Source organism: Streptomyces sp. NPDC005811, assembly GCF_040630405.1.
In the GTDB taxonomy this organism is placed as follows: domain Bacteria; phylum Actinomycetota; class Actinomycetes; order Streptomycetales; family Streptomycetaceae; genus Streptomyces.
On the sequence record NZ_JBEXXK010000014.1, the window covers coordinates 158,995 to 185,993 of the forward strand.

Consider the following 26,999-nt stretch of genomic DNA (forward strand, 5'->3'; position numbering starts at 1 on the left):
AGGGGCATGACCGTCACCGAACCCGCCGCTCCCGTCATCACCCCCACGGCCCCGGACCCGGCACCGGCACCGGCCACGGCCTCCCGGACGGGCGCGGCCGCGGTGACGGCCGTGCTCGTCCTGCTGACCGCGGCCCTCGCCGTCGTCGACATCACCCAGGGCACCGCCTCCGTGGGCCCGGCCGAGGTGCTCAAGGCTCTCACCGGCCGGGCCGACCCCGCCGACGCCTCCGTCGTGATCGCCTCACGGCTGCCCCGGATGACCGCCGGACTCCTGGTCGGAGCCGCGCTCGGCATCGCCGGCGCGGCCCTCCAGGCGGTCAGCCGCAATGTGCTGGCCGCCCCCGACACCCTGGCGGTGAACGCCGGCTCGTACCTGTCCCTGGGCGTGGTCACCGTCACCGGCGCCTCCCTGCCGGTGCTCGCCTCCTCCGGCGTCGCCTTCGCCGGCGGCCTCGGCGCGGCGGCCGTCGTGCTGGCCCTGTCCGGACCCGGCGCGGGCACCGTCCGGCTCGTGCTGGCCGGCAGCGCGCTGACCCTCGGCCTGTACTCGGTCACCGAGGGGCTGCTCCTGCTGTTCCCCGAGCGGACCGACGGCCTGTACCAGTGGAGCCAGGGCTCGATCAGCCAGAACGGATTCAGCGGCATCGTGCAGCTGGCGCCCCTGGTGGTGGCCGGCCTGGCCGGACTGCTGCTCGTGGGCCGCCGGGTGGACGCCCTCGCCCTCGGCGACGAGGCCGCACGCGGACTCGGCGTCCCCGTGCGCGGCACCCGCGTCACCGTCGTGGTCCTCGCCGCGCTCCTCTCGGCCGCGGCCGTCACCCTCGCCGGCCCCCTCGGCTTCGTCGGCCTGTGCGCACCCGCCCTGGTGCGTCCGCTCGCCCGCCGGATACGCCCGTTCGTCCGCGTCCGGGCCTTCCTCCCGCTGGCCGGCCTGACCGGCGCCGTCCTGGTCCTCGGCTCGGACGTCCTGCTGCGCGCCACGGTGCCCGCCGACTCCGCCGTCGCCGTCCCCACCGGCGTCGTCACCAGCCTCGTCGGCGCGCTGTTCCTCGTCGTCATGGCGATGCGGGTACGGGACACCACCGCCGCGAGCGTGCCGGAACGCCTGCGCATACCGAGCCGTACGGGATGCGCCGTGACGGTGGCGCTGCTCGTCGCCGCACTCGTCGGCGTGACCGTCGCGGGTGTGCTGCTCGGCGACAGCAAGCTGCTGCTCGGCGACGTGCTGAACTGGGCCCAGGACAGGGCCGGCCGGTCGGTCGCGTTCGTCCTGGACACCCGCGTGCCCCGGGTCGCAGCCGCCCTGCTCGCCGGTGCGGCCCTCGCCCTGTCCGGCACCCTCGTCCAGGCCGTCACCCGCAACCCGCTCGCCGAGCCCGGTGTCCTGGGCGTCTCCGGCGGCGCCGCGCTCGGTGCCGTCCTGCTCGTCACCACCGTCTCCGGTGCGGGGTCCTGGAGCGTCGCGGGTGCGGCGTTCGCGGGCGCGGCGGTCACCGCGGTCGTCGTGTTCGGGCTCACGGCCCGGGGCGGCTTCGGCCAGAACCGACTGGTCCTGGTCGGGGTCGGCGTGTCCGCCGCCACGACCGCGCTCATCAGCCTCTTCATCGTCCTGACGGACCCGTTCAACGCGACGAAGGCGCTCACCTGGCTGTCCGGCTCGACGTACGGCCGTACGCTGCCCGACACCCTGCCCGTGGCGGGAGCCCTGGCGGTGGGTCTGGTGGTGGCCGTGACACGGCGGACCGAGCTGGACCTGGTCTCCCTCGACGGCGACACCCCGCGGCTGCTCGGACTGCGGCTGCCGTCGGCACGGTTCGGGTTCCTGGTCGTGAGCGTGCTGCTGAGCGCCACCGCGGTCGCCGCCGCGGGCACCATCGGCTTCGTGGGGCTCGTCGCCCCGCACGCGGCACGGGCCCTGGTCGGCCGTCGGCATGTGTGCGTCGTACCGGTCGCCGTACTCCTCGGCGCGGTCCTCGTGTGCACCGCCGACCTCGTCGGCCGCACCGTGATCGCCCCGGCCCAACTGGGAGCGGGCCTGATGACGGCGGTCATCGGCACCCCCTACTTCCTGTACCTGCTGATCCGCACGCGCCGCGTCGCGTGACGGCCCGCAGGCCGACGCCCCCTCCCAGGAGCCCCACCATGCTGTAGGTGCAGGGACTGGTCACCCATCTCGGCAGCGTCATGGCCCTGACCGCCCTGCCGCGGCAGATCAAGGACCTCACCGGCTCACCGCTCGCGGTGCGCTCGCCGACGCCGTCGACCGCAGGAAGGTCATCGTCCTCACCGAGATCGGCCTCGGTCTGATGGCGGCCGTCCTGCTGGTGAACGCGATGCTGCCCGTCCCCCTGCTCTGGCCGCTCTACGGGGTCGCCGCCGTGGTCGCGGCCCTCGCCGGGCTCCAGCGGCCCGCCATGGACTCGCTGTTGGCCCGGATCGTTTCCCACGACCAGCTGCCCGCGGCCGCCGCTCTCCACGCCCTGCGCTGGCAGGCCGGGGCGATCGGGGGACCGGCCCTGGCCGGCCTGGTCGTGGCGTACGCCGGCAACGTCCCCGCGTACGCCACCACCGTCGGCTGCTTCGCCGTCTCGGTCCTGATGTGCCGGCGCCTGTCGCCCGTCCCGCCCGTCGAGCACGCGGCCCGCCCGTCCCTGCGCGGCATCGCCGAGGGCGCCCGCTACGCATGGTCGCGACCGGTACTGCTCGGCACCTATGCGATCGACCTCGCGGCGATGTTCTTCGCGTTCCCTAACACGATCTTCCCCTTCCTCGCCGACGACCTCGGCGCCGACTGGTCCCTCGGCCTGATGTACGCGGCCGGATCCGTCGGCTCGCTGCTGGTCAGCGTCAGCAGCGGCTGGGTGTCCCGCACCCGGCGCCACGGCCTGCTGGTGGTGCTCGGGGCGGCCGCCTGGGGGCTGGCGATCCTGGCGGCCGGGTGGGCGACCGACGTCTGGCTGGTGCTGCTCTGCCTCGCGCTGGCCGGGGCGGGGGACATGGTCAGCGGACTGGGCCGCTCCACGATCTGGAACCAGACCGTCCCGGACCGGCTGCGCGGTCGGCTCGCCGGGATCGAGGTGCTCTCCTACAGCATCGGCCCGCAGCTCGGACAGGTCCGTGCGGGCGCGATGGCCGGCTGGACCGGGGCGCGGACGGCCATCTGGACCGGCGGCCTCGCCTGCGTGGCCACGGTGGCCCTGCTGGCCGCCGTGCTGCCCCGCCTCGTCACCTACGACGCCCACACCGACGAGGACGCGCGCCGCCGCGCCGCGGAACTCGGTGCACCGGGCCTGACCCCCCTCCGGGGAGGCACAGCGCCCCCGCATTGAGATTCACATCACAGCGGGTCTACCGTGAAGACACTTGGAGGGCTCCCCTTCCCCTGGGACGAGCCGAGCAGCGGTGTGCGCCGAGACCGTCTCCAGGTGAAGGAAGTGGTGCCGATGACCGTCGCCTGGGACCAGATAGGGGGTCTGGCCGATGCCCACGAGCGCTTCCTGACCGGTGCCCGGGTGGACTCGGACGTACGCGGCTCGGTCCTCGAATCCTGGAAACGGTGCAGGTCCGCCGGCCTGGAGCCGCACCGGTTGCTGGTTCCCTACAGCTCCGATCTGGAGCTGGACGACCGGTTCCGGCGTGCCGCCGACCCGGTCCTGAAGGACCTGGCCGCGTCCCTGGCCGACGTGAGCATGACGGTCGTGCTCTGTGACGGCCGGGCGCGCATGATCCAGCGCTACGGCGGTGACCGGACCCTGCGCCAGCGCCTCGACGAGATCCGGTTCGCCCCCGGGTTCGACGCCTCCGAGCAGGTCGTGGGCACCAACGGCGTCGGCACCGCACTGGCCGAGCGCTCCCCCTTCTACGTCGTCGGCCGCGAGCACTTCGCCGACTGCCTGCAGCCCTTCACCTGCGCGGGCGCACCGATCCGCAATCCGCTCAGCGGCCACGTCGAGGCGGTCCTCGACCTCACCTGTCTGCGCGCCGACGGCGACCCCGCCATGCTGCGGCTGGTCCGTGAAGCCGTCCACGGTATAGAGGAGCGGCTGCTGGAACAGGCCACGCAGCGCGAGCAGGCGTTGCTCGCCGCGTACCGGCGAGCCGAGCGCGACACCCACGGCACGCGCCCATGGCCGCAACAGCCCGCACACGCCTTCCTCGGCCATCGCACCCTCCACGAGGACGGCGACCTCGGCCGGATCGACCTGGCCGTGCTGCGGGAGAAGGCCGAGGAACTCATCGCCTCACCGCACCGCGCCTTCGACGAGGTGACCCTGTCCGACGGCCGGATCGCCACCCTGCTGCGCCGCCCGGTCATCGGCGCGGCGGGGGAGACGGGGGTGGTCATCGAGGCCCGTGTCCTCGGCGGCCCGCGCCTGCGGCACGTCGACCTCACCCTGCCGGAGGTGCCGGCCGGAGCCGCCGCGACGGCCGCGACGGCGTCCCCCGCAGCGACCGCCACGGCATCGGGCCCCTCCGTGACGTCCGCCGCCGACACGTACACCGTCGTGCCGTCGCCCCTGTCCAGCGCACCGGCCTGGCCCAGGACCCCTGCGGCCGCCCCCGCTCCCGGGGCCGCTTCCGACACCGACGGATCGGGGGACGACGGCTGGCTGCTGCTCGTCGGCGAGCCCGGCGTCGGCAGGCTGGCCGTCCTGGCACGCAAGCGTCTCGAATTGCTGTACGACGCCGGCGTCCGCATCGGCACCACCCTGGACGTCACCCACACCGCGGAGGAACTGGCCGATGTCGCCGTTCCCCGGTTCGCCGACTTCGCCGCCGTCGACCTGGCCGACCCGGTGCTGCACGGAGAGGAACCGGCATCGACCGGCGCGGGCACCCCGTTGCGCCGGGCCGCGCTGGGCGCCGTACACGAGGAGCCGGCCCTGTACGGCGTCGGCGACCGGGTCGCCTACGTCCCGTCCACGCCGCAGGCCCGGAGCCTGGAGAGCGGGCAGTCGGTGCTCGAACCCGTCCTGGCCGAGGCCCCCGGCTGGATCGCCAACGATCCCGCACGGGGCGGACGGGTGCTCGCGGCGGGCGTCCACTCCCTGATCACGGTCCCGGTACGGGCCCGTGGCGTGACCCTCGGCGTGGTGAGCTTCTACCGCTCCCAGCAGCCCGACTCCTTCGAGGAGGACGATCTGTCCCTGGCCCGGGAGCTGGTCGGCCGGGCGGCGATCTGCATCGACAACGCCCGCCGCTACACCCGCGAGCACAACACCGCGCTCGCCCTCCAGCGCAGCCTGCTGCCCCGCGGCAGGCCCGAGCAGAACGCCGTCGAGGTCGCCTACCGCTATCTCCCGGCGAGGGCCGGCGTGGGCGGCGACTGGTTCGACGTCATCCCGCTGTCCGGCGCCCGGGTCGCGCTGGTCGTCGGCGACGTGGTCGGCCACGGCCTGCACGCCGCCGCCACGATGGGCCGACTGCGCACCGCCGTACACAACTTCTGCGCCCTGGACCTGGCACCCGACGAACTCCTCACCCACCTCGACGACCTGGTCGGCCGGCTCGACCGCGGTGAGGGCTGGGCGGTGGAGAACACCCACCCGGACACCGGAATCATCGGCGCCACCTGCCTGTACGCCGTCTACGACCCCGTTCTCCGGCGCTGCACCCTCGCCCGTGCCGGGCACCCGCTTCCGGCGGTCGTCCACCCCGACGGCCGCGTGGACTTCGTCGATCTGCCGGCCGGCCCGCCGCTCGGACTCGGCGGCATGCCGTTCGAGACGGCCGAGCTGGAACTGGCCGAGGGCAGCCAGCTGGTGCTCTACACCGACGGCCTGATCGAGGACCGGCTGCAGGACATCGACGTCGGCCTGGACCGCCTCCGCACCGTCCTGGCCTGCGCGGAACGGGCGCCGGAGGACACCTGCGAGGCGGTCCTGGACGCCCTGCTCCCGGCCCGGCCGACCGACGACGTCGCCCTGCTCGTCGCCCGCACCCGCGCCCTGGGTCCGCAACAGGTCGCCCAGTGGGACCTGCCCAGCGACCCGGCGGTGGTCGCCCACACCCGCGCGGCGGTCACCAGCCAGTTGACCGCCTGGAACCTGGACGAACTGGCCTTCACGACCGAACTCATCGCCAGCGAACTGGTCACCAACGCCATCCGCCACGCGACCGGCCCGGTCCAGCTGCGACTGCTCCGCGACCGCACCCTGATCTGCGAGGTCTCCGACGGCAGCGGCACCTCACCCCGGCTGCGCCGCGCCAGGACCGAGGACGAGGGCGGCCGCGGCCTCTTCCTGGTCGCCCGCCTCACGGAGCGCTGGGGAACCCGGTACACACCCACCGGCAAGATCATCTGGACGGAACAGCCCCTGCCGCGATCCTCGTGACGAGTTGACCGGCAGGGTCGGCGGCGACGCCGACTCTGGGAGCGTGCACAGGAAATTTCGTTTCCTTCTCTTGCCAACTGATCACACCTCGGGTTACCTACGTGTAGCTGAAGGGTGTCAGCCGATGTGATGTCTGTGCACGTTCACGGAAATGGCCGACCCCTTGTCCGCCCGCGTTCCGCCGATCCTCCCGGAGCAAGACATGCCCTCCTCCTTCGACCGCCTGCCGCTCGGACAGGAGGAGGGCGTCCGGCTGACCGGGAAGGCAGGCGTCGGCGGCGCGGAGCACCGACCGGATCACCGCCCGGCCCACCGAGGATTACGGCGGGCGACCTCGCCGTAGTCCTGTGACGCCCCGATGCGCCAAGACATCGCGCTCGTGGTGCAGGAAGCCGAACGGGCCGCCTTCCGCTGCGCCGCCGACCGCACCGCCACCGAACCCCCCCCGGGCGCCCGGAATCGGATCCGACCGGTCCCCGGTCCCCTCCCAGCGGTGCCCCACCGCACCCGCCCGTGTCATCCCCGAGCCGACCTTTGTGAAAGGACCTTCGACATGCGCAGACGTAGCATTCTCACCGCGGCGGGCGCCGCGGCGCTGGCCGTGCCGACCCTGGGCGCCGCACCGGCCTTCGCGCTCCCCACGACCGGCAGGTCCGCGCCCCGCTGTCTCCCGATCCGCGGCATGGACATCTCCTCGCTGCCGAAGAACGAGGACCACGGTGCCGTCTACCGCCGGGCCGACGGCCGGCTCGGCGACCCGATCCGCATCCTCGCCGAGGCGGGCATCACGCACGCCCGGCTGAAGGTCTGGGTGGACCCGGCCGACGGCTACAACACGAAGAAGCGCATCCTGCCGCTGGCCCGCCGCCTGAAGCGGGCGGGCGTCGGCCTCTGGATCGACTTCCACTACTCGGACAGCTGGGCCGACCCGGCGCACCAGACCAAGCCGGCGGCCTGGGCCGACCTGGACGTGGCCGGTCTGACCCGGGCCGTCTACGACCACACCGCAGACGTCCTCGGCGCCCTCAAGCGCCAGGGCACCCCCGCCGACCTGGTGCAGATCGGCAACGAACTCAACGGCGGCATGCTCTGGCCGACCGGCAACTGGGACCACTGGGACAACCTGGCGGCCTTCCTCAAGGCCGGGCTACGCGCCGCACGCGACACCACCCCGCGCGTCCGCACCATCCTCCACCTGGCCAACGGCGGCGACAACGGCCTCTACCGCTGGTGGTTCGACAACGCCGTGTCCTACGGCGTCGACTTCGACGTCATCGGCCTGTCCTACTACCCCTTCTGGCACGGCTCCCTGGACCAGGCCGCCGCCAACATGGCCGACATCACGGCCCGTTACGGCAAGCCCTGCGTCATCGCCGAGACCGCCTACCCGTTCTCCCTGAACAGCGAGGACGAGATCAACGACATCATGAACAGCCCCGCACAGCTCACCGAGGGCTACCCCGCCACGCCCGAAGGACAGTCCGCCTGGCTGCGCGCGGTGGCCGACCTGGCAGCCGCCGTCCCCGACGGCAGGGGCCTGGGCTACTGCTACTGGGAAGGCACGTGGACGTACCGTGCCGGCAGTGGCTGGAACCCGGAGGACCCGGCATCGGGCAACGCGTGGGAGAACCTCGCCCTGTTCGACTTCGACGACAAGGCACTGCCCGGCCTGCGCACCCTCGGCCACTACCGCTCCTGACCCGCCCCACCGCACGCCGACCGCTCCTCCTTCCCACAGGCTCCGATCCGCCGACGCCGGCCACGCGAGGCACCCTGGCTCCCCTCCTCACCCCGGGGGTGCCGGGGCCGGGGCGAGAGCCGCGCCGGCTCAGTAAGGTGACTTTGCATGACCGACACCGACACCGGCACCGAGCCTCAGATCACCGCAGACCTGATTCGCGACCTGCTCCAGGAACAGCATCCAGACCTTGCAGGGCTGGCCGTCCGCGAGGTGCCGGGTGGTTGGGGCAACCAAATGTGGCGTCTCGGCGACGAGTTGGCGATGCGCATGCAGCGTATGGACCCCACCCCGGAGCATCAGCTGAGGGAACGGCGGTGGCTCCCCGTACTGGCTCCGCGCCTGCCGCTCCCGGTGCCGACTCCGGTGCGGTTCGGCGAACCGTCCGAGCGCTTCCCCAAGCACTGGACCGTGATGACGTGGGTTCCCGGCGAGCCCCTGGACCACGGCTCGATCAGCCGCGGCGCTCACGCGGCCGACACGCTGGCGGGCTTCCTCCGGGCGCTCCATGTGGAGGCGCCCGCCGAGGCGCCGATCGCCAGGGACCGTGGTGCCCATCCCAGGAACTGCACGGATGGCTTCGAGGGCTTCCTTCGGGCCGTTGCCCCGGAAGCCATCGCTGCCGACGTCCGGGCCGTCCGGGCCGTCTGGGACGACGCCGTGGCGGCGGACGCGTGGGAGGGCCCGCGCGTGTGGGTGCACGGCGACCTCCATCCCGCGAACGTCGTGGTCTCGGGCGGAACGCTCTCAGGCATCGTCGACTTCGGTGACATGTTCGCCGGCGATCCGGCGTGGGACCTCGCCGCCGCATGGGTGCTGCTGCCCGCGGGCACGGCCTCACGGTTCTTCGAGACGTACGCGCAGGCAGACGAGGCGGCGATCCGGCGTGCGCGCGGGCTGGCCGCGATGAAGAGTCTCTTCCTGATGCTCATGGGGCAGAACGGAGACCGGGGTCTGCCCGGCGGCAAGCCGAACTGGGGACCCGTGGGCCGGGCGGCACTCGATCGTGTTCTGAAGGGCGTTTGAGGGACCGCGGCAGCCGGGCCGGAACCGAGAGGCGGCCGAGTGTGCAGTGCTCTTGCGGACAGACGGCGACCGTGACCATCCGACTCGCTTGTCGTGTCGTCCGACGCAGTTGACGCCATCTTGCGTCTGAGCGCGCGAAGATGCCCGGGGACACGACCGCCAGCACATCGACGGACAGGAGCCGGTCATGATCAGCGGTGCGCATGTCGTCCTCTACAGCCAGGATGCCGAGGCGGACCGCGCCTTCATCCGTGACGTCCTCGGCTTCCCCGGCGTCGACGCGGGAGGCGGCTGGCTCATCTTCAGACTGCCCCCGGCCGAGGTGGCTGTGCACCCGACCGACGGCCCGCCCCAGCATGAGTTCTTCCTGATGTGCGATGACCTCGATGCCCAGCTCAGCACGTTCCGCGCGCGGGGCGTCGACATCACCGGTCCGGTCAGCGAACAACGCTGGGGCAGACTGGCGGCGATCCAACTCCCCAGCGGCGCCGAACTCCCGCTGTACGAACCACGCCATCCCACTGCCCATGGCCTGTGACCTCACGGCACTGCGGCAGACGAAGAAGTACATGCCGCCGAGGTCGCCCAGGTCCATGGCGTGGCCGAATTCTTCGAGGGCGGCAGGATCGGCCCCGGCCGGGGAGCCACCGGCCCCTTCCCGGTTCCGTCGCGGTGACGCTGAGCAGATGTTCCGTGCGGGTGCCGCAGCCTCCGCAGTCGGGCCAGTCGGGCGGCTGGATCCATCCCGGGTAGCCGCCGACCTTGCTCTGCTGCGTGGTGGCCGCCTCGAAGTAGTCGTAGCCGCGTTCCTCTCTCAGAGCCTCAAACCGCTGGGCGAGCAGCATGCTGAGTCCCTGCGGCAGGTAGTCCTCCTCTGCGGTGTGTGGCCGCGGCCTGGCGATGTACGTGCGAGGACTCGCTGGAACCACCCGGTGAGTTCCTCGGATCGGGACCGGCGTACAGGCGATCGGCCGACGCGGCTTCACCAAGTCTCCGCCGGTTGCGGTCGCGTGGTCGCGGGACGGGGCTGTCGACCAGGCCCTCGGGCACGGTTCCGGGGCGGCAGAGGCGGGGCCAGGGTGATCAGTCGTCGGTGGCTCGCAAGGACACGTCGGTCAGGCTGGCGGCCAGCCACTGTTCCACGGCCGTGATGTGGACGGTCGCGGCGGAAACGGCCAGCAGGGCATCGCGGGACCGGAGCGCGTCGAGGATCTGCTCGTGGTCCTGGTGGGCGTTGTCCAAGGCGTGACGGGTCCTGCTGCCGCGGACGATGCGGACCCGCTGGGTGCGGGTGGAGAGCACTTGCAGCAGCATCGACAGCACGGGGTTGCCGACGGCTTCGACGATCCTGAGGTGGAAGGCGATGTCGTGGGCGACGAACTCCTCCACCGTCGCGGCGGTCCGGGACCGGTCCAGGGTGTGGCGCAGGTCCTGGAGGTCCTCCGGCTTCAGCAGCGCGGCGGCCAGTCCCGTCGCCGGCGGCTCGAGCAGTCGACGTACCTGGAGCAGTTGCAGAGCCGTGGCCCCCTGGGAGACGTCCGCGGCGAAGGAGAGGCTCTCCAGCAGCAGGTGGGGCTCGAGACTGGAGACGTAGGTGCCGTCGCCCTGACGGGTGATCAGGATCCGCATGGCGGTCAGCGCCCGAACGGCCTCGCGCAGGGAATTGCGGGACAGGCCGAGCTGTGCGGCGAGGATCTCCTCCTTGGGCAGCCGGGAGCCGGGGGCGAGTTCGCCGGCGACGATCATCGCCTTGATCTTGTCGATCGCGTCGTCCGTCAGTGCCACGAGCGTGTCTCTCTGTGCTGGGGGTGAGGGGGCGGCTCTGCCGGGCCCGGCTGGGGACCGGTGGAGCCGCGTGCGGGACGTGGCTATTCCTGCTTCTCGCCGGAGGCGAACCGGGAGATGATCAGGGCGACGATGATGATGGCCCCGTTGAGGAACTGGTTCCACAGCGGCGGTACGCCCGCCAGTGTCATGACGTTCACGACCAGTTGAAGGGTGAGGACGCCGGTGAGGGCGCCGAACACCGAACCCTTGCCGCCGTTGAGGCTGACACCGCCGATGACGGTCGCGGCGAAGACCTGGAAGATCCAGCCGCTGCCCTGGGTGGCGGAGATGGAGCCGTAGTGGCCGCTGTAGAGGATGCCGGCGAACGCGGCGAGGACGCTGCCGAGGATCAGGACGATCCACACGATGCGGTCGACGCGGATACCGGCGGTGCGGGCCGCCTCCGCGTTGCCGCCGATCGCGTAGAGAGCCCGGCCGTGACGGAGCCAGGCCAGCGCGCCGCCGCCGAGGGCGAAGAGGAGCGTGCACACCCAGATGGCGGCGGGCACGCCCAGCCAGGACGCCCTGCCCAGGTAGGTGAAGGAGGGGGGCAGCTCGACGATGGACTGGCCCTCGGACAGGGCGACTTGCAGGCCGCGGAGCATGGTCAGGGCACCGAGCGTGACGATGAAGCCGTTGAGGCGCAGCTTGAGGATGAGGAAGCCGTTGACGGCACCGATCAACGCGCCGACCAGCAGACAGAGCGGGACCGCCGTCCACTCGGGAAGGACGCCGAGCCCGTTGAACCGGCCGCCGCTCGACGGCAGGACCAGCCACACGGCGATGACGGGAGCCACGCCGATGGTGGACTCCAGCGACAGGTCCATGCGTCCGGCGATCAGGATGAAGGTCGTGGCGAGCACGAGCAGGCTCAGCTCGGTGGACTGCTGGGCCACACCGATCAGGTTGTCGGCGGTGAGGAAGGCCGGCGAGACGATGAACCCGATCAGACCCAGCACCAGGATCGCGGGGACCAGGGACAGTTCACGGAAGCGGCCGAGGTCGACGCGGCTGCGGACGGTGCCGTCGGCGGCCGGCTCCGCGGCGCTCGCCGTGGGCTCGGTGACATCTGTGGTGGCGGACATGACTACCTTCCGTGCTCGTCTGCGCCGTATGAGGCGGATACGGGGGACGCGGTGGCGGGGGTCGTGTCGTCGAGGACGCCCTCGATGGCGGCGACCCCTTCGATGGCCGCTACGACGGCCTCGTCCTTCCAGCCGCGGTCGAGCTCGGCGACGACCCGCCCGTGGAACATGACGACGACCCGGTCGCAGGCCCTGAGGTCGTCCAGCTCGTCGGAGACGATCAGCGCGGCCTTCCCGTCGGCCGCGACCTGCCGGATCCTGCCGAGCAGGAACTCCTTGGACTTGACGTCCACACCGTTCGTGGGGCGGATGGCCACCAGGACCCGTGGGTCGGTGGCCAGGGCGCGGGCGACGACGACCTTCTGCTGGTTGCCGCCGGAGAGGGCGGACACCGGGGTGGCGGCTCCCGGGGTCTTGATGTCGAGGTCCCGGATCATGCGCCGGGCGAAGGCCCTGATCCGGGCGGGCAGTACCGTGCCGAACGGACCGAGCTGGTCGGTCACGGTCAGCGTCGCGTTCTCCGCCACGCTGCGGTTGTTCACCAGTCCCTGGAGGTGGCGGTCCTCGGGGACCAGACCGACTCCGGCGACGAGTGCGGACGGCACACTGCCCATGCGTACCGTGCTGCCACCGACCGAGACGCGGCCGGCCTTGGCCCGGTGCAGACCGGCGATCGCCTCACCCACCTGTACATTCCCGCTGGCCGTGGCTCCGGCGAGCCCGACGACCTCGCCGGAGCGGACCGCGAAGGAGATGTCCTCGCAGACACCGGGCAGCGTCAGTCCGTTCAGCTCCAGCAGTTCCGCGGCGTCCGCCCGCGCGACCGCGGGCCGGCCGGCGGCGGTGGTGACCGCGGGGGCGGACTCGCCGGTCATGGCCTCGACCAGGGCCTGATGGCCGAGCTCGGCGACGGGCGCGGTGAGGATGTGGGCCGCGTCGCGGTAGACGGTCACCGTGGTGCAGAGGTCGTACACCTCCTGGAGGTGGTGGGAGATGAAGAGGAAGGCGACGCCCTGACGCTGGAGGTCGTGCAGCTTGTCGAACAGCCGGTCGATGCCGCGGGCGTCGAGCTTCGCGGTCGGCTCGTCGAGGATGATGAAGCGCGCACCGAAGGACAGGGCACGGGCGATCTCGACGAACTGCCGCTGCTCGACGGTGAGTTCCCTGGCTCGCGCGGCGGGGTCGACGGCCACGCCGTACTCGCCGAGCAGTTCTTCGGCACGTCGGCGCAAATGCTTCCAGCGGATGGGCTGCATCGCGCCGTCGCTCTGCCGGTTGAGGAAGAGGTTCTCGGCGACCGTCAGCTCACCGATGATGGTGGAGCGCTGGTAGACACAGGCGACGCGGGAGCGCCAGGCGTCGATGTCGCCGACGGCGGGCGCCGGCTCGCCGGAGAAGCGCAGGGTTCCGGTGTCGGGCTGCTGGAGGCCGGTGAGGAGGGACACGAGTGTCGACTTGCCGGCGCCGTTGCGGCCGACCAGGGCGTGCGACTCGCCCGGGGCGACGGCGATGCGGGCGTCGCGCAGCGCGACGGTCGCGCCGAATCGTTTGCTGATGCCGGTCGCCTCGGCCACCGGAGCCGGGGTGCCGGGGCCGGTCGCCGGGGCGGTCGCGGACTCCGCCATGGTGGATACCGTCCTTCGTGTTCGGGCTGGGGCTGAGGGGTGCGGTGGTGTGCACCGCCGGCCGCCGGGCCGGGCGTCGGGGGACGAGGGGTGTGCCCCCGACGTGGCGGGCGGCAGCTGCCGGTCGTCAGCCGATGTTGTTGCCCCACAGGGACTTGTCGTCGACGTTGTCCTTGGTCACGAGCGGCGCGGGAAGCTGGTCCTCGAGGCCGTTGGGGATCTTGATGATGGTGGAGTCGTGGTCGGTCGCGCCCGGCTTGAAGGTCTTGCCCTCGGCCGCGGCCTTGGCGTAGTACAGCGCGTACTTGGCGTAGAGGTCGGCGGGCTGGGAGATGGTGGCGTCGATGCTCCCCTTGCGGATGGCGTCGAACTCCTGCGGGATGCCGTCGTTGGAGACGATGGTGATGTGGCCCTTCTGCCCGGCGGGCTTGAGCAGCTTCTTCTGCTCCAGCAGCGCCAGGGTCGGCTGGAGGAAGACGCCGCCGGCCTGCATGTAGATGCCGTTCAGATCCGGGTTCTGGGCGAGCAGCGACTGGAGCTTGGCGGAGGCCACGTCGCCCTTCCAGTCGGTGGGCAGTTCGAAGACCTTGATCGCCGGGAACTTCGTCTTCATGCACTCCGCGAACGCCTCGGAGCGGTCACGTCCGTTGATCGAGTCCAGGGCGCCCTGGAACTCGGCGACCTTGCCCTTGCCGCCGAGCTGCTTGCCGAGGAACTCGCAGGCCTTGGTGCCGTACGCCCTGTTGTCGGCGCGGACCACCATGTAGACGTCGCCCTTGTCGGGTCTGGTGTCGACGCTGACCACCGGGATCTTCTTGGACGCGAGCGTGTCGAGCGTGGACGCTATGGCGCCGGTGTCCTGGGGAGCCATGACGACTGCCTTGGCGCCGGTGTTCTGGAAGACCTGGACGTTGGCCACCAGCTTGGTCACATCGTTCTGCGAGTTGCTGATCGGCAGGGCGTTGATGCCGTCGGTCTTGATGTCCTTCTTCAGGTACTGCGCGTAGGAGTTCCAGAAGTCGGAGTCGGAGCGCGGCAGGTCGATGCCGATGGCGGACTCGCTGCCGCCGGCCGAGGCGGTGCTCTCGCGGTTGCACGCGGTGGCGAGGGACAGCACCGCGAGGACAGCGGTGGCGGCTGCGGCGGTGGAGCGGATGCGAGTGAGCTTCATGGCCGTGTTCTCTCCTTAGCCAGGGGCGCAGGGCCGCAGGGCGACAGTGGGAGGGGTGGCGTGCCGCCTGGGGAAGGGGCGAGGCGCCGAACGGGCAGATGTCGATCCGGGGCATGGCGAGTGCGCGGATCGTGCCCGGAGGGAAGCGGAATGAGGGGAGGCCGCCTATTCCTCCGATGTATCTCGGGACGTCGAGGACGTTACGACGACGTCACCGACATTGACAAGAGGTTGCGGGTGGTGACTTGCGGGACGTCGTTCCGCAGCGTGCAGAGGTGCCGCCTCGGCTGGGTGGGCTGTCCGTCGTCACCTGTCCGACCTGCGAATTCGAGGGCTCGCTCGCGACGGACGATCCGTCGTGACAGTTCACGATTCGGCAACGGCGGGGCCCGAGCCGACGGGTTGCAGGCACCGGGTGGCGGACCTCGGGGGCTGTGATACCCCTCGGGCCGGCCGGCGGCGTGCCGGTGGGGTCCTCTGCCACCGGCGGAGATCGCTCGGTGGTGGGACACCTGGATTCATCGGATGGTAGGTCCCCTGCCGTTCCTCGCGTCCCTGCGTGGCCAGGGGGAGTTGTGTCCCCGAGGCGGCTTGGCCGGTGGGGCCGTAAAAATACATCCGAGGAATCCATTGTCATCCGTGACGTCCGCGATCTAAGGTCGCCGCGTCGCCATACACCCGATGAATGTGTCCGCGGATGCGTGAGGCCCAACGGAACGGTCCGGTGGGGGACCACCGACGGCCCGGCCCTGCTGCGGCCCACCACCCCTCGGATGAATCCCGCACGGCAAGGGAGCTGCCCAGTGAAACTGCTACGAGTCGGCGCCCCCGGACAGGAGCGGCCCGCCGTCCGTACCGACGACGGCCGCCTGCTGGACCTGCGCTCCGTGACCACGGACATCGACGGTGACTTCCTCGCCTCCGGGGGAGTCGACCGCGCCCGCGTGGCCGTCACGGCGGGAGAACTGCCCGAGCTGGACCCGGACGGTCTGCGGATCGGCTCCCCGGTCCCGCGCCCAGGCAAGGTCGTCTGCGTCGGTCTGAACTACCGCGACCACGCCGCCGAGACCGGCGCGGGGATTCCTCCGCGTCCGGTGGTGTTCATGAAGGACCCGGGTACGGTCGTCGGCCCGTACGACGAGGTGCTGATCCCCCGGGGCTCGACCAGGACCGACTGGGAGGTCGAACTGGCCGTGGTCATCGGACGGCGGGCCCGCTACCTCGACGGACCCCGGGCCGCACGCGCCGTGATCGCGGGGTACGCGATCAGCCATGACGTCTCCGAGCGCGAGTTCCAGCTCGCGTACTCGTCGCAGTGGGACCTGGGCAAGTCCTGCGAGACGTTCAACCCGCTCGGCCCGTGGCTGGTCACCGCCGACGAGGTCGGCGACCCGCAGGACCTCGGCCTCCACCTGAGCGTCAACGGCGTGAAGCGGCAGGACGGCCACACCAGCGACATGATCTTCCCGGTCGACCACATCGTGTCGTACCTGAGCCAGTACATGGTCCTGGAGCCGGGCGACGTGATCAACACCGGTACGCCCGCGGGTGTGGCCCTGGGACTTCCCGGCACTCCCTTCCTGCGCACCGGCGACACCGTCGATCTCTCCATCGAGGGCCTCGGCAGCCAGCGCCAGACCTTCGCCCAAGCGTGAAAGGCAGTACGACCTTGACTGCAACCTCCGCCCGGATCATCGCGGTCGACACCTATGACATCCGCTTCCCCACCTCGCGGGAACTGGACGGCTCCGACGCGATGAACCCGGATCCCGACTACTCCGCCGCCTATGTCGTGCTGCGCACCGACGCCGGTGACGGACACGAAGGCCACGGTTTCACCTTCACCATCGGACGAGGCAACGACGTACAGGTCGCGGCGATCGGGGCGTTGCGCCCCCATGTCGTCGGCCGGTCCGTCCATGAGCTGTGCGCCGACCCGGCCTCGCTCAGCCGCGACCTGATCGGCGACAGCCAGCTCCGCTGGCTCGGCCCCGAGAAGGGCGTGATGCACATGGCGATCGGCGCCGTGGTGAACGCGGTGTGGGACCTGGCCGCCAAGCGGGAGGGCAAGCCGCTGTGGCAGCTGCTCGCCCACGCCGAACCGGAGTGGCTGGTCTCGCAGATCGATTTCCGCTACATCGCCGACGCCCTCACCCCCGAGGACGCCCTCCGGATGCTCCGCGAGGCCCGGACCGGTCTCGCCGAGCGCGAGGCCACGCTCCTGGACCGCGGCTACCCGGGCTACACCACCTCCCCGGGCTGGCTCGGCTACTCCGACGACAAGCTCACCCGCCTGGCCAAGCAGGCCGTCGTCGACGGCTTCACCCAGATCAAGCTCAAGGTCGGCGCCGACGTCGACGACGACATCCGCCGGCTGCGCGCCGCCCGTGCCGCCGTCGGCGACGAGATCCGCATCGCCATCGACGCCAACCAGCGATGGAACATCGACGAGGCGATCGAGTGGACGAAGGCGCTCGCCGAGTTCTCCCCGTACTGGATCGAGGAACCCACCAGCCCCGACGACGTGCTCGGACACGCCACCATCCGCGAGGCGGTCGGGCCCGTGAAGGTCGCCACCGGCGAGCACGTGCAGAACCGCATCGTCTTCAAGCAACTCCTCCAGGCCGGCGCCCTCGACGTCCTCCAGATCGACGCGGCCCGGGTCGGCGGCGTCAACGAGAACCTCGCGATCCTGCTGCTCGCCGCGAAATTCGGGGTGCCCGTCTGCCCGCACGCCGGAGGAGTGGGCCTGTGCGAGCTGGTGCAGCACCTGTCGATGTTCGACTACCTGGCGCTGTCCGGTACGACCGAGAACCGCGTCATCGAGTTCGTCGACCATCTCCATGAACACTTCACCGCACCCGTGGTGATGCGTGACGGCCACTACGTCGCACCGCTCGCCCCCGGCTTCTCCGCCACCATGCGGGAGGAGTCCATCGCCGAGTACACCTACCCGGACGGCACGTTCTGGGTGACCGACCGCGCCGCACAGGAAGGCGCGGCATGACCGATCTGTCAGGGCTCACAGCCGTCGTCACCGGCGGCGCCTCCGGCATCGGGCTCGCCACGGCCCACGCGCTGGCGGGGCGGGGCGCGGCGGTGGCCGTGCTCGACCTCGCTCCGGACGCGGTCCGCGAACCGCTGCTCGGCCTCCGGGCCGACGTCACGGACGACACATCGGTGCGCACCGCCGTGGACCGGGCCGCCGAACGGCTCGGCGGCCTGGACATCCTCGTGAACAACGCGGGCGTCGGCGCCATCGGCACCGTCGAGGACAACCCCGACGAGGACTGGCACCGGGTCCTGGACGTCAATGTCCTCGGCATCGTGCGCGCCACCCGGGCCGCCCTGCCCCATCTGCGCCGCTCCTCCCACGCGGCGGTCGTCAACACCTGCTCGATCGGCGCCACCGCGGGCCTCCCGCAGCGCGCCCTGTACTGCGCCAGCAAGGGGGCCGTTCTCTCCCTGACCCTCGCGATGGCCGCCGACCACGTACGCGAGGGCATCCGCGTCAACTGCGTCAACCCGGGCACCGCCGACACGCCATGGGTCTCCCGGCTGCTCGACGCCGCGGACGACCCGCAGGCCGAGCGCGCCGCCCTCGCCGCCCGGCAGCCCATGGGACGCCTGGTCACGGCGGACGAGGTCGCCGCGGCCATCGTCTACCTGGCGAGCCCGGCCGCCGCGTCCGTCACCGGCACGGCGCTCGCGGTGGACGGCGGTATGCAGGGGTTGCGCCTGCGCCCGGCGGACGGGCCGTGAGGACCACCGGGCTGGGCGCCGGCGCGGTACGGGTCACGGAGCTGGCGCTGGGCTGCGCCGCCCTCGGCAACCTCTACCACCCGGTCACCGACGAGGCCGCCCATGCCACGGTGGACGCGGCCTGGGACGCCGGCATCCGCGCGTTCGACACCGCGCCCCACTACGGTCTCGGCCTGTCGGAACGGCGGCTCGGCACGGCGCTGCGGGACCGCCCCCGTGACGCCTACACCCTCTCCACGAAGGTGGGCCGGCTTCTGGTGCCGGACCCGAAGGGCGGCGACGCCGGTGACGACCTCGCCCATGGTTTCGCCGTCCCGGCCACCCACCGCCGGGTCTGGGACTTCAGCGCCGACGGGGTGCTGCGCTCCCTGGAGGCGAGCCTGGAGCGGCTCGGCGTCGACCGTGTCGACGTGGCTCTCCTGCACGATCCGGACGACCACGCCGAGCAGGCACTGCGCGAGGCGTACCCGACGCTGGAGCGGCTCCGCGGCGAAGGCGTGGTCGGGGCGATCGGCGTCGGGATGAACCAGTCCGCGCTGCCCGCCCGCTTCGTGCGCGAGACCGACATCGACGTGGTGCTGCTGGCCGGCCGCTACACCCTCCTGGAACAGGACGGGCTCACCGAACTCCTCCCGGAGGCGGCGGCACGGGGTCGTGGCGTGATCATCGGCGGAGTGTTCAACTCCGGGTTGTTGATCGCTCCCCGACCCGGCGCCGCGTACGACTACGCACCCGCTCCGCAGCCGGTGCTCGACCGGGCGCTGCGGCTGCTGGCGGTCACCGAACGCCACGGCGTGCCCCTGCGTGCCGCCGCGCTGCACTTCCCGTTCGGCCATCCCGCGGTCGCGAGCGTCCTGACCGGCGCGCGGTCGCCGCAGGAGGTCCACGACACGGTGGAGCAGCTGCGGCGCCCCGTCCCGCACGCCCTCTGGGACGAGCTGCGCGCCGAGGGGCTGCTGGACCCGGACACGCCCGTCCCTCAACCACGCTGACCGGGCGAGCGGCACCGATCGGACATGCCGTGCCGTTGAGCCTCTTCGTGGATGTCCCGCACCCCAGCCCCGTCCCAGGAGACCCCACGCGCGACAGCCCTCTTCCCTGCCGGGCCCGCTCGCCCGCTGGTCCGGCAGTCGTGACACGCCCACCCCCGCCGCGGAGTCCCCGCGTTCCTGGTGGCGCCGTACGAGAACACCCACGCGTGAAGACAGCCGTACCACGGCGGGACGGAAGGAATGACGATGGCCTGACCCGTGTGTACGGCCGTCGCGCCGACCACGGGGGACCGGACGGCGTGGGGCTGTTCGCCGAGCGGGCCGCCGAGTACCGCTCCACGGTGGTCCGTGTTCCGGCGTCCGATGCCGCGGGGCCGTCGGGCGCGCTCTGGCCCGTACCGGTGCACGGTCCCTGGTGCCGGGCAGGGATGGCGGGCAGGGATGGCGGGCCCTGACCCTGATCTCAGGCCCGTCGGCGACCAGCGACACCGAACTGGACCGGGTGGAAGGCGTACACGGGCCCAGGACCCTCGACATCGTCGTGGTGGGCGAGGCGTGGCGGACCGGTGATCGCCCAGAGTTGCCCGGGATAGTCATCCGATCTATCGGCTTGGCGCATCCGATGTCTCCTGGAGCTGAGCCCGGTATTTGAGGGCAAATCGCCGTTCTGGTCTGAGTTTTCGTCGAACCTCTGGACAGATCACGCGGCGGTGCCCGTTAATACGTCCGATGTCAGGCTCGGCCGGCATCCCTGGCCCGGTACCCAGGCCGACCCCCTGCGCCCCTGGGACGTCGTCACCCGCAATCAGTTCCACAGGAGTGAGCATGCCCTCAGGAAGAATCACTCGCCGTACGTTCCTCGGCGCCGCCGGTGCGGCGACCGCCGCGACCGCCCTGCCGCTCGTCCCCGGCTTCTCCGGCCTTCTGTCCCAGGCGGCCGCCGCGGACACCCAGACCAACCTGAGCAAGATGGTCGACCTGCGGTTCGGCATGTTCAATCACTTCAGCCTGGGCACGTTCACGGACCAGGAGTGGGCCGAACCCAACCAGAGCCCCGCCCTCTTCGCTCCCCCGAGTGTCGACTGCGGCCAGTGGGCCGACGCGGCGGCCGCCGCGAAGATGAGTTACGGCATCCTGACCACGAAGCACCATGACGGCTTCGCCCTGTGGCCCAGTGCCTACGGAACCCAGAACGTCGCGAACAGCTCCTACAAGCACGACGTGGTGCAGGCGTACTGCGACGCCTTCCGGGCGAAGGGGCTGAAGGTCGGGTTCTACTTCTCGATCTGGGACCGCACCTTCGGCGTCGAGGCGTGGGAGAGCCGGCACAAGGTGACCGGGCTCGAGATCACCGACGCCATCCAGCCCGGCGACATGACGTTCATCCTGGGGCAGATCACCGAGCTGCTCACCAACTACGGCACCATCGACATGTTCATGACCGATGGTTACGCCTGGCAGATGGGCCAGCAGGCCGTCTCCTACCAGCGGATCCGTGCGCTGGTGAAGCAGTTGCAGCCGGACTGCGTCATGATCGACATCGGTGGACTGTCGGAGCCCTTCCTGAGCGACGCGATCTTCTTCGAGGAGCCGCTCGGTGTCACGGCGCCGACGGGCAACACCTACGCCGGAATGCAGGGCCAGACCATCAGCAACGGCTGGTTCTGGCACCCCTCCACGCCGACCGAGAGCCTCATGAGCAAGGACGCGATCCTGTCGCATCTGGCCGATCTGGAACCGAAGTACACCTCGTTCATCCTGAACTGCCCGCCCAACCGCAACGGCCTGCTGGACACCAACATCGTCAACCGGCTGGCCGAGGCCGGCGCGGCGTGGAGCCCCGAGACCGCCAGGCCGGCGCTGCCCACCCAGCTGCTGCGCGCCGAGCACCCCGTCACCCCGGTCAACGCGTACGCGACCGCCTTCCGCACGGGCGAGGGACCGCTCAACGCCATCGACGGACTGAGTGACATCCGCTACGAGACCTGCTGGTCGACCTGGGGACTCGCCTCACCCCTGCCCCACGCGCTCACGATCGACCTCGGCGGTGTGTGGAGCAACGTCTCCACCCTGGAGTACCTGCCCAAGCAGTGGAACCGCAACGACTCCACCGACGGCGACATCACCTCGTACACCATCTCCACCAGCACCGACGGCACGAACTTCACCCAGGTCGCCACCGGCACCTGGGCCGGCAACCGTAAGACCAAGGTGGTCGAGTGGCCCGCTCGGAACGTGGGCTTCGTACGGATCCAGGCGAACGCGGCCACCGGCGGCTACGCCAACGTCGGCGGTGTCCGGATCGGTGGGCGGACGGCCAGGCCCGCCCTGGTGTCGAGTGTCCTGCCGGGCGACGCAACGGTCTACCGGCTGGTCGCCCGGCACAGCGGCAAGGTGGCCGACGTGTACAACTTCGGCACCGCCAACGGCACCAACATCCAGCAGTGGACCTGGTTGAACAACGCCACCCAGAAGTGGACCTTCACCTCCACCGGCGACGGCTACTACAAGATCAAGGGCGTCAACAGCGGCAAGCTCATGGAAGTGGCCGGCCTCTCCCGCGACGACGGCGGCAACGTGGCCATCTACGCGGACTTCACCGTCCCCCAGCAGCACTGGGCCGTCACGCCCACCGGTGACGGGTACTACGTCCTCATCAACCGCTACAGCGGGCTCTGCCTCGGCGTCGACGAGGGAGGCACCGCCGACGGAGCCAACATCGAGCAGCAGCCGTACGCGTCCCTGACGCGACAGCAGTGGCAGATCATCGCCTCCTGACCCGGAGACGAGGGTGATCGTCCGCGGGCGCGGGGCGCTTGGGCACCCAGCGCCCGCGGCACGTCTGCGCGTGAGGTGCGTTCGTTCCCACCGAACTCGGCCGGCGGCAGGCCAGGCGGCACTCAGCGCCGCAACCGCGACTCGGTGGTACAGAGTCGTACGGTGGACGCCGGCATGATTCACGCCGTCGCAGCGAACAGGCGGTATTCCCCGAGCGGCGGCCGCCGACGCCGACCGGTCCGCCCAGGCGACTCCCGGCCCTGAGCCGGCACCGGCCGTGGTGTGTGGGCCCGAGGCTGAGCAGGGGTCGGCCCGTGCTTCCCGACGACCGGTCAGGAAGCTTCGGAGTCCGTGGAGTCGGCCAGGAGTCCGCGCAGGATGATGCCGAGCGCGCCGCGGAGACGCTGGTGGAGGTCGAAGGGGGCCGGTTCCTCGCGGATCCAGCGCAGGATCGTCGAGAAGTAGCAGGCCGCCAGGAGTGCTCCGGCCTGGTCGCTGTCGACGCCCGCCCGGATCTCCCCGCGCAGGCGCCCCTCCTCGACGATCCGGGCGAGCTCGATCTCCAGGGAGGGGTCCTGGAGCAGACGGCCGTGGCGCGCCGACGCGTCCATCAGAACGGTGGTCTCCGCGCGGGAGGCGATGTTGAGGTCGGCCATCTCCTTCAAGTAGCGGTGCAGCCGGTCGTCGACCGGCAGGTCCTCGGCGTGTTCCGCGCCGAGGATCTCGGCGACGCGGGCGCGGCGGCGGACGCCCCACTCCTCGAGGAAACCGACCTTCTGTGCGTAGTGGTTGAAGACGGTGGCGCGCGCGACGTCGGCGGCCTCGGCGATCTGGTCCATGGTGGTCGCCTCGAACCCGTGGGCGACGAAGAGACCGACAGCCGTGTCGTACAGCTGGTCGTACAGCTTGCGGCGCTTGCGCTCCTGGCGCCCGACCGTCGTACCGCCCTCGTCCGCGGCTGCCACCGACCTGATGTTCATGGGGCCCAGTAGAGCACAGGTCCGTAGGGCTCTTGACCTCTCCCCGGCGTATCTCTAGATTCCTCGCCATTGATGGACTCCAGTCCATCGATGGATTTGAGTGTCGCGGTGTTGGCCGTGAAACGCGACAAGGAGATGCCATGGTTTCCGTGACTTCCCGCACGGGCCGGATCGAGCTGGGCGGTGGCTGTCGCGCCTGGATCGCGGAGTCCGGTGGCTGGGGGATGAGCAATGCCGGGTTGATCACGGGCCGGGGTGAATCCCTGCTGGTCGACACCCTCTACGACCTGCGGCTGACCGGGGCCATGCTGGACGCGTTCGCGCCGGTCACGGCCACCGCGCCGATCTCCACGGTGGTCAACACCCACGGCAACGGCGACCACTGGTTCGGCAACCAGCTCGTGGCCCATGCCGAGATCGTCGCGTCGCGCGGATCGCTGGCGGACATGCGGCAGGTGGGCCCGGCCGAGATGCGGGCGCTGACCGGTGCGGACAGTCCCACCGGACGTTTCGCCCGCCGGATCTTCGGCCGCTTCGATCACTCCGACCTCGAACCGGCCCTGCCCAGCCGGGTCTTCGACGGCGAGACGGTCCTGGACGTCGGCGGCACGGAGGTCCGCCTCATCGACGTGGGACCCGCGCACAGTGCCGGGGACACGATCGTCCACGTGCCGCGGGCCGGGACCGTCTACACCGGCGACATCGTGTTCGCCGGGGCCACGCCGATCGTCTGGCACGGTCCTTTCGGCCGCTGGCTCGCCGCCTGCGACCTGCTGCTGGGCCTCGACGCCGACACCGTCGTGCCCGGCCACGGCCCGGTCACCTCCCGGCGGGCGGTCCGCGAGGTCCGTGACTACCTGGAGTTCGTCCATGAGCAGGCCACCGCCCGCTTCGCCGCGGGCATGCCGGTCATGGACGCGGCGCGGGACATCCGTCTGGGCCGCTTCGCGGATCTGGACGAGAGCGAGCGCCTCGCCGTCAACGTCCACACCGTCTACCGGGAACTCGATCCCGCGCTGCCACCCCTCGACGGCCCCGGCCTGTTCGGCTGCATGGCCGAGCTGTGCACCGGCTCCTGACCGTCCACACAACCAAGGAGAAGTCATGGTCGCCACCCCTGCCTACGACCCACCGACCACCGCGTCCGGCACCGCCCTCGCCCCTCCGGCACGGCACACCGGAACGATCGTCGCCGGGTGTCTCGCGGTCTGCCTGGCGCAGATCGGTCTGGTCCTGCCGGCCGCGATCAACGGCGTCATGCAGCGCTCCCTCCAGGCGTCCGGCTCCGAACTGACCTGGATCAGTGACGCGTTCCTGGTACCCGCCGCGGTGCTCGCCCTGACCTTCGGGGTCGTGGGCGATCTGTACGGCCGTAAGAAACTGGTCGTGGGCGCGTCACTGCTGGCCTCGATCGGCTATCTGGTCTCCGCGACGTCCGGCTCCGCGGCGCAGTTGATCACGGGTCAGGCCATCTCCGGCATCGGAGCCGCCGCGCTCTTCCCGGCCTCCCTGACGATGATCACCGCCGTCACGGCCACCCCGGCCGAGCGGGCCAGGGGACTGGCCTCCTGGACCACGGCACTGTCCCTCGGCGCCCTCGTCGCCCCGCTGATGTCCGGCGGCATCGTCGAGCACGCGTCCTTCCAGTGGGCTTTCGGCGTGACCGGCGTGATCGCCGTCGGCACCGCCGCGGCGGCCTGGCTGCTGGCGGCCGAGTCCACCGCACCGGAGGGCCGCTCGCTGGACTGGCCCGGCCAGATCACCATCGCCCTGGCCCTGCTCAGCCTGCTGTACGGCATCATCCAGGGCCCTTCCGACGGCTGGGGCTCGGCGCCGATCGCGCTGTCCTTCGTCGGCTTCGTCGTCTTCCTCGTCGCGTTCGTCGTGATGGAGAACCGCAGTGCCGCCCCGATGCTGCGGCTGGAGCTGTTCCGCATCCCGGCCTTCGCCGCCTCGGCCGCGATGGCGGTCATCGGTATGTTCGGCTTCCTCGGCGGCGCGTACGACCTGAGCATCCGCCTGGGAGTCATCCAGCACCAGAGCCCCTTCCAGGCCGCGGTCCCGTTCGTGATCATCCAGGGCATCACCCCGTTCATCTGGCCCCTGCTCGTCCGTCTGCTGCACCGCGTGGGCCCCGGCCCCATGCTCGTCACCGGTTTCGTCGCGCTGGCCACCGCCCAGCTGTGGCTGCGGGCCGTGCCGGTCCAGGAGACCGGCCTCGTCCCCTTGCTGGGGCCGCTGGTCCTCAACGGCGTGGGCTTCGGCCTGGTCGTCGCCGCCCTCACCGCCGCCGCCGTCAACGTCGTACCGCCCGGCCTGACCGGTATGGCCGGTGCCACCACCAGCCTGGTCCGTGACCTCGGCCAGACGCTTGGCCCGGCCGTCGTCGGCGCCGTCGCCCTCGGCATGGCCGCGAGCCGGCTCACCGGCAGCCTCGCCGACGCCGGACTCACGCCCAAGGAACACGGCATCGCCACCGCCGTTCTGGACGCGGGCGGCCCGCTGGCCCTGCACACCGCCGACCTCGGCCCGCTCAGCGCCAAGCTCGCGCCCTACACCTCCGACGCCCTGGCCCACGGCTACGGCAACGGCCTGCTGCTCACCGCCGCGGCCTGCGCGGTTGCCGCCGTGATCGCCGCCGTCTTCGTCGGCTTCCGGCCCGACGCCACCCGCCCGGCCGAGGCACAGGAGATGGCGGCGTGAGGTTCGCGAGCGTCGTCCACGACGGCACATGGCAGTCCGGAGTCGCCGCCGGCGACCGGTTCCACGCCTTCCTGCACCCCGTCGCCCTGCTCGATCTCCTCGTGGAAGGGGAGGAGCCGCTGCGCGAGGCGGGAGAACGCGCGCTGGCCGGCTCCTCCCCCGTGCCCCTGGCCGACGTCCGGCTGCTGCCGCCGCTGGAGCCACCGACCGTCCGTGACTACATGACCTTCGAGAGTCATGTCGCGGGTGTCGCGCAGGGGTACGGCGACGCGGTCCCCGAGGAGTGGTACGCCGCGCCCGCGTTCTACTTCACCAACCCGTACGCGATGATCGGTGCCCACGACGACGTGCCCGTGCCGCCCGGCTGCCGTCGGTTCGACTTCGAACTCGAGGTGGCCGCCGTCATCGGCAGAGCGGGCCGGGATCTCACCCCCGAGCAGGCACGTGAGCACATCATCGGCTACACGATCCTCAACGACTGGTCCGCCCGTGACCTCCAGGGCCGTGAGATGAAGGTCAAACTCGGCCCGGCCAAGGGCAAGGACACCGCCACCACCCTCGGCCCCTGGCTGGTCACCGCCGACGAACTCGAACCCCACCGCGACGCCGAGGGTTTCCTCGACCTCGCTCTGACCGCGTACGTCAACGGTGAGACGGTGGGGCAGGACCGGCTGTCCAACATGGCGTGGACGTTCGAGGAGATGGCGGCCTACGCCTCCCGCGGCACCTGGCTCCGACCGGGTGACGTGCTGGGCTCGGGCACCTGCGGCAACGGAGGCTGCCTCGCCGAACTCTGGGGCCGCAACCGGGTTTTCGAACCGCCGCCCCTCGTCCCCGGTGACACCGTCACCCTGACGGTGGAAGGCATCGGCGGCGTCAGCAACACCGTCACCGAGGGCGTCCCACCGGTGTCCCTGCCCACCGCCAGACGCAGGCGGTGAACGCCGGGCGCCCGGTTCACCGGCCGCCGCGGCC

Annotated in this window: 18 protein-coding genes and 2 pseudogenes; 15 read left to right on the forward strand and 5 right to left on the reverse strand. The window is 71.3% G+C overall.

Annotated elements, in window-relative coordinates; translation table 11 throughout:
- The first annotated feature begins 6 nt into the window (after positions 1-6).
- From ABZ490_RS17415 to ABZ490_RS17440, 6 genes and pseudogenes are all read left to right on the forward strand, one after another.
- Positions 7-2,106, forward strand: a complete 2,100-nt coding sequence (locus tag ABZ490_RS17415) for an iron ABC transporter permease (RefSeq protein WP_358990340.1) — start codon at positions 7-9, stop codon at positions 2,104-2,106.
- Between the two features lie 47 nt (positions 2,107-2,153).
- Positions 2,154-3,331 (forward strand): annotated as a pseudogene (locus tag ABZ490_RS17420) (MFS transporter).
- Positions 3,332-3,445: 114 nt separating this feature from the next.
- Positions 3,446-6,337 (forward strand): SpoIIE family protein phosphatase, encoded by a 2,892-nt coding sequence (locus ABZ490_RS17425; protein WP_358990343.1) that lies wholly within the window; start codon positions 3,446-3,448, stop codon positions 6,335-6,337.
- 553 nt (positions 6,338-6,890) lie between these two features.
- Positions 6,891-8,036 (forward strand): arabinogalactan endo-1,4-beta-galactosidase, encoded by a 1,146-nt coding sequence (locus ABZ490_RS17430; protein WP_358990345.1) that lies wholly within the window; start codon positions 6,891-6,893, stop codon positions 8,034-8,036.
- A 147-nt stretch (positions 8,037-8,183) separates the two neighbouring features.
- Positions 8,184-9,101: an aminoglycoside phosphotransferase family protein gene (locus ABZ490_RS17435; protein ID WP_358990347.1), complete on the forward strand. Its 918-nt coding sequence runs from the start codon at positions 8,184-8,186 to the stop codon at positions 9,099-9,101.
- 187 nt (positions 9,102-9,288) lie between these two features.
- On the forward strand, positions 9,289-9,639 hold the full coding sequence (locus ABZ490_RS17440) for a VOC family protein (RefSeq protein WP_358990349.1): 351 nt from the start codon (positions 9,289-9,291) through the stop codon (positions 9,637-9,639).
- Between the two features lie 545 nt (positions 9,640-10,184).
- Here ABZ490_RS17440 and ABZ490_RS17445 read toward each other — a convergent pair.
- From ABZ490_RS17445 to ABZ490_RS17460, 4 genes are all read right to left on the reverse strand, one after another.
- Positions 10,185-10,886: an FCD domain-containing protein gene (locus ABZ490_RS17445; RefSeq protein WP_358990352.1), complete on the reverse strand. Its 702-nt coding sequence runs from the start codon at positions 10,884-10,886 to the stop codon at positions 10,185-10,187.
- Between the two features lie 83 nt (positions 10,887-10,969).
- The gene (locus ABZ490_RS17450; RefSeq protein ID WP_358990355.1) at positions 10,970-12,013 is read right to left on the reverse strand and encodes an ABC transporter permease; all 1,044 of its coding nucleotides are present in this window, start codon (positions 12,011-12,013) and stop codon (positions 10,970-10,972) included.
- A 2-nt stretch (positions 12,014-12,015) separates the two neighbouring features.
- The gene (locus tag ABZ490_RS17455) at positions 12,016-13,638 is read right to left on the reverse strand and encodes a sugar ABC transporter ATP-binding protein (RefSeq protein ID WP_358990358.1); all 1,623 of its coding nucleotides are present in this window, start codon (positions 13,636-13,638) and stop codon (positions 12,016-12,018) included.
- Between the two features lie 127 nt (positions 13,639-13,765).
- Positions 13,766-14,809 (reverse strand): sugar ABC transporter substrate-binding protein, encoded by a 1,044-nt coding sequence (locus tag ABZ490_RS17460; RefSeq protein WP_358990361.1) that lies wholly within the window; start codon positions 14,807-14,809, stop codon positions 13,766-13,768.
- An 803-nt stretch (positions 14,810-15,612) separates the two neighbouring features.
- Between ABZ490_RS17460 and ABZ490_RS17465 the strand changes: the two genes are divergently transcribed.
- The 6 genes and pseudogenes from ABZ490_RS17465 (at position 15,613) to ABZ490_RS17490 (ending at position 22,341) form a co-directional block, all read left to right on the forward strand.
- Complete coding sequence (locus ABZ490_RS17465) at positions 15,613-16,464, forward strand: fumarylacetoacetate hydrolase family protein (protein ID WP_358990364.1); 852 nt, start codon at positions 15,613-15,615, stop codon at positions 16,462-16,464.
- 14 nt (positions 16,465-16,478) lie between these two features.
- Entirely contained in the window at positions 16,479-17,816 is a 1,338-nt protein-coding gene (locus ABZ490_RS17470; protein WP_358990367.1) for an enolase C-terminal domain-like protein, read from the forward strand.
- Positions 17,813-18,571, forward strand: a complete 759-nt coding sequence (locus ABZ490_RS17475) for an SDR family oxidoreductase (RefSeq protein WP_358990370.1) — start codon at positions 17,813-17,815, stop codon at positions 18,569-18,571. Before ABZ490_RS17470 ends, ABZ490_RS17475 begins: the two co-directional genes overlap by 4 nt.
- Positions 18,568-19,563, forward strand: coding sequence for an aldo/keto reductase (locus ABZ490_RS17480; protein ID WP_358990373.1), 996 nt, complete (start codon positions 18,568-18,570; stop codon positions 19,561-19,563). The genes ABZ490_RS17475 and ABZ490_RS17480 overlap by 4 nt, the downstream gene beginning before the upstream one ends.
- 445 nt (positions 19,564-20,008) lie before the next feature.
- Positions 20,009-20,113, forward strand: a pseudogene (locus ABZ490_RS17485) (LUD domain-containing protein); the annotation flags it as partial.
- A gap of 275 nt (positions 20,114-20,388) precedes the next feature.
- Positions 20,389-22,341, forward strand: a complete 1,953-nt coding sequence (locus ABZ490_RS17490; protein ID WP_358990376.1) for an alpha-L-fucosidase — start codon at positions 20,389-20,391, stop codon at positions 22,339-22,341.
- Between the two features lie 332 nt (positions 22,342-22,673).
- Here ABZ490_RS17490 and ABZ490_RS17495 read toward each other — a convergent pair whose 3' ends face one another.
- On the reverse strand, positions 22,674-23,321 hold the full coding sequence (locus ABZ490_RS17495) for a TetR/AcrR family transcriptional regulator (RefSeq protein WP_358990379.1): 648 nt from the start codon (positions 23,319-23,321) through the stop codon (positions 22,674-22,676).
- 140 nt (positions 23,322-23,461) lie between these two features.
- Here ABZ490_RS17495 and ABZ490_RS17500 point away from each other — a divergent pair, with 140 nt between their 5' ends.
- From ABZ490_RS17500 to ABZ490_RS17510, 3 genes are read left to right on the forward strand one after another with little or no spacing between them, the layout of a single operon-like run.
- Complete coding sequence (locus tag ABZ490_RS17500; RefSeq protein ID WP_358990381.1) at positions 23,462-24,400, forward strand: MBL fold metallo-hydrolase; 939 nt, start codon at positions 23,462-23,464, stop codon at positions 24,398-24,400.
- A gap of 25 nt (positions 24,401-24,425) precedes the next feature.
- On the forward strand, positions 24,426-26,024 hold the full coding sequence (locus tag ABZ490_RS17505; RefSeq protein WP_358990384.1) for an MFS transporter: 1,599 nt from the start codon (positions 24,426-24,428) through the stop codon (positions 26,022-26,024).
- The gene (locus ABZ490_RS17510) at positions 26,021-26,965 is read left to right on the forward strand and encodes a fumarylacetoacetate hydrolase family protein (protein WP_358990387.1); all 945 of its coding nucleotides are present in this window, start codon (positions 26,021-26,023) and stop codon (positions 26,963-26,965) included. The genes ABZ490_RS17505 and ABZ490_RS17510 overlap by 4 nt, the downstream gene beginning before the upstream one ends.
- Positions 26,966-26,999 lie beyond the last annotated feature (34 nt).

Coding starts and splice junctions, on each gene's coding strand:
- ABZ490_RS17415 (WP_358990340.1), top strand. CDS start 7: ATGACCGTCACCGAACCCGCCGCTCCCGTCATCACCCCCACGGCCCCG.
- ABZ490_RS17425 (WP_358990343.1), top strand. CDS start 3,446: ATGACCGTCGCCTGGGACCAGATAGGGGGTCTGGCCGATGCCCACGAG.
- ABZ490_RS17430 (WP_358990345.1), top strand. CDS start 6,891: ATGCGCAGACGTAGCATTCTCACCGCGGCGGGCGCCGCGGCGCTGGCC.
- ABZ490_RS17435 (WP_358990347.1), top strand. CDS start 8,184: ATGACCGACACCGACACCGGCACCGAGCCTCAGATCACCGCAGACCTG.
- ABZ490_RS17440 (WP_358990349.1), top strand. CDS start 9,289: ATGATCAGCGGTGCGCATGTCGTCCTCTACAGCCAGGATGCCGAGGCG.
- ABZ490_RS17450 (WP_358990355.1), bottom strand. CDS start 12,013: ATGTCCGCCACCACAGATGTCACCGAGCCCACGGCGAGCGCCGCGGAG.
- ABZ490_RS17455 (WP_358990358.1), bottom strand. CDS start 13,638: ATGGCGGAGTCCGCGACCGCCCCGGCGACCGGCCCCGGCACCCCGGCT.
- ABZ490_RS17460 (WP_358990361.1), bottom strand. CDS start 14,809: ATGAAGCTCACTCGCATCCGCTCCACCGCCGCAGCCGCCACCGCTGTC.
- ABZ490_RS17475 (WP_358990370.1), top strand. CDS start 17,813: ATGACCGATCTGTCAGGGCTCACAGCCGTCGTCACCGGCGGCGCCTCC.
- ABZ490_RS17490 (WP_358990376.1), top strand. CDS start 20,389: ATGCCCTCAGGAAGAATCACTCGCCGTACGTTCCTCGGCGCCGCCGGT.
- ABZ490_RS17495 (WP_358990379.1), bottom strand. CDS start 23,321: ATGAACATCAGGTCGGTGGCAGCCGCGGACGAGGGCGGTACGACGGTC.
- ABZ490_RS17500 (WP_358990381.1), top strand. CDS start 23,462: ATGGTTTCCGTGACTTCCCGCACGGGCCGGATCGAGCTGGGCGGTGGC.
- ABZ490_RS17505 (WP_358990384.1), top strand. CDS start 24,426: ATGGTCGCCACCCCTGCCTACGACCCACCGACCACCGCGTCCGGCACC.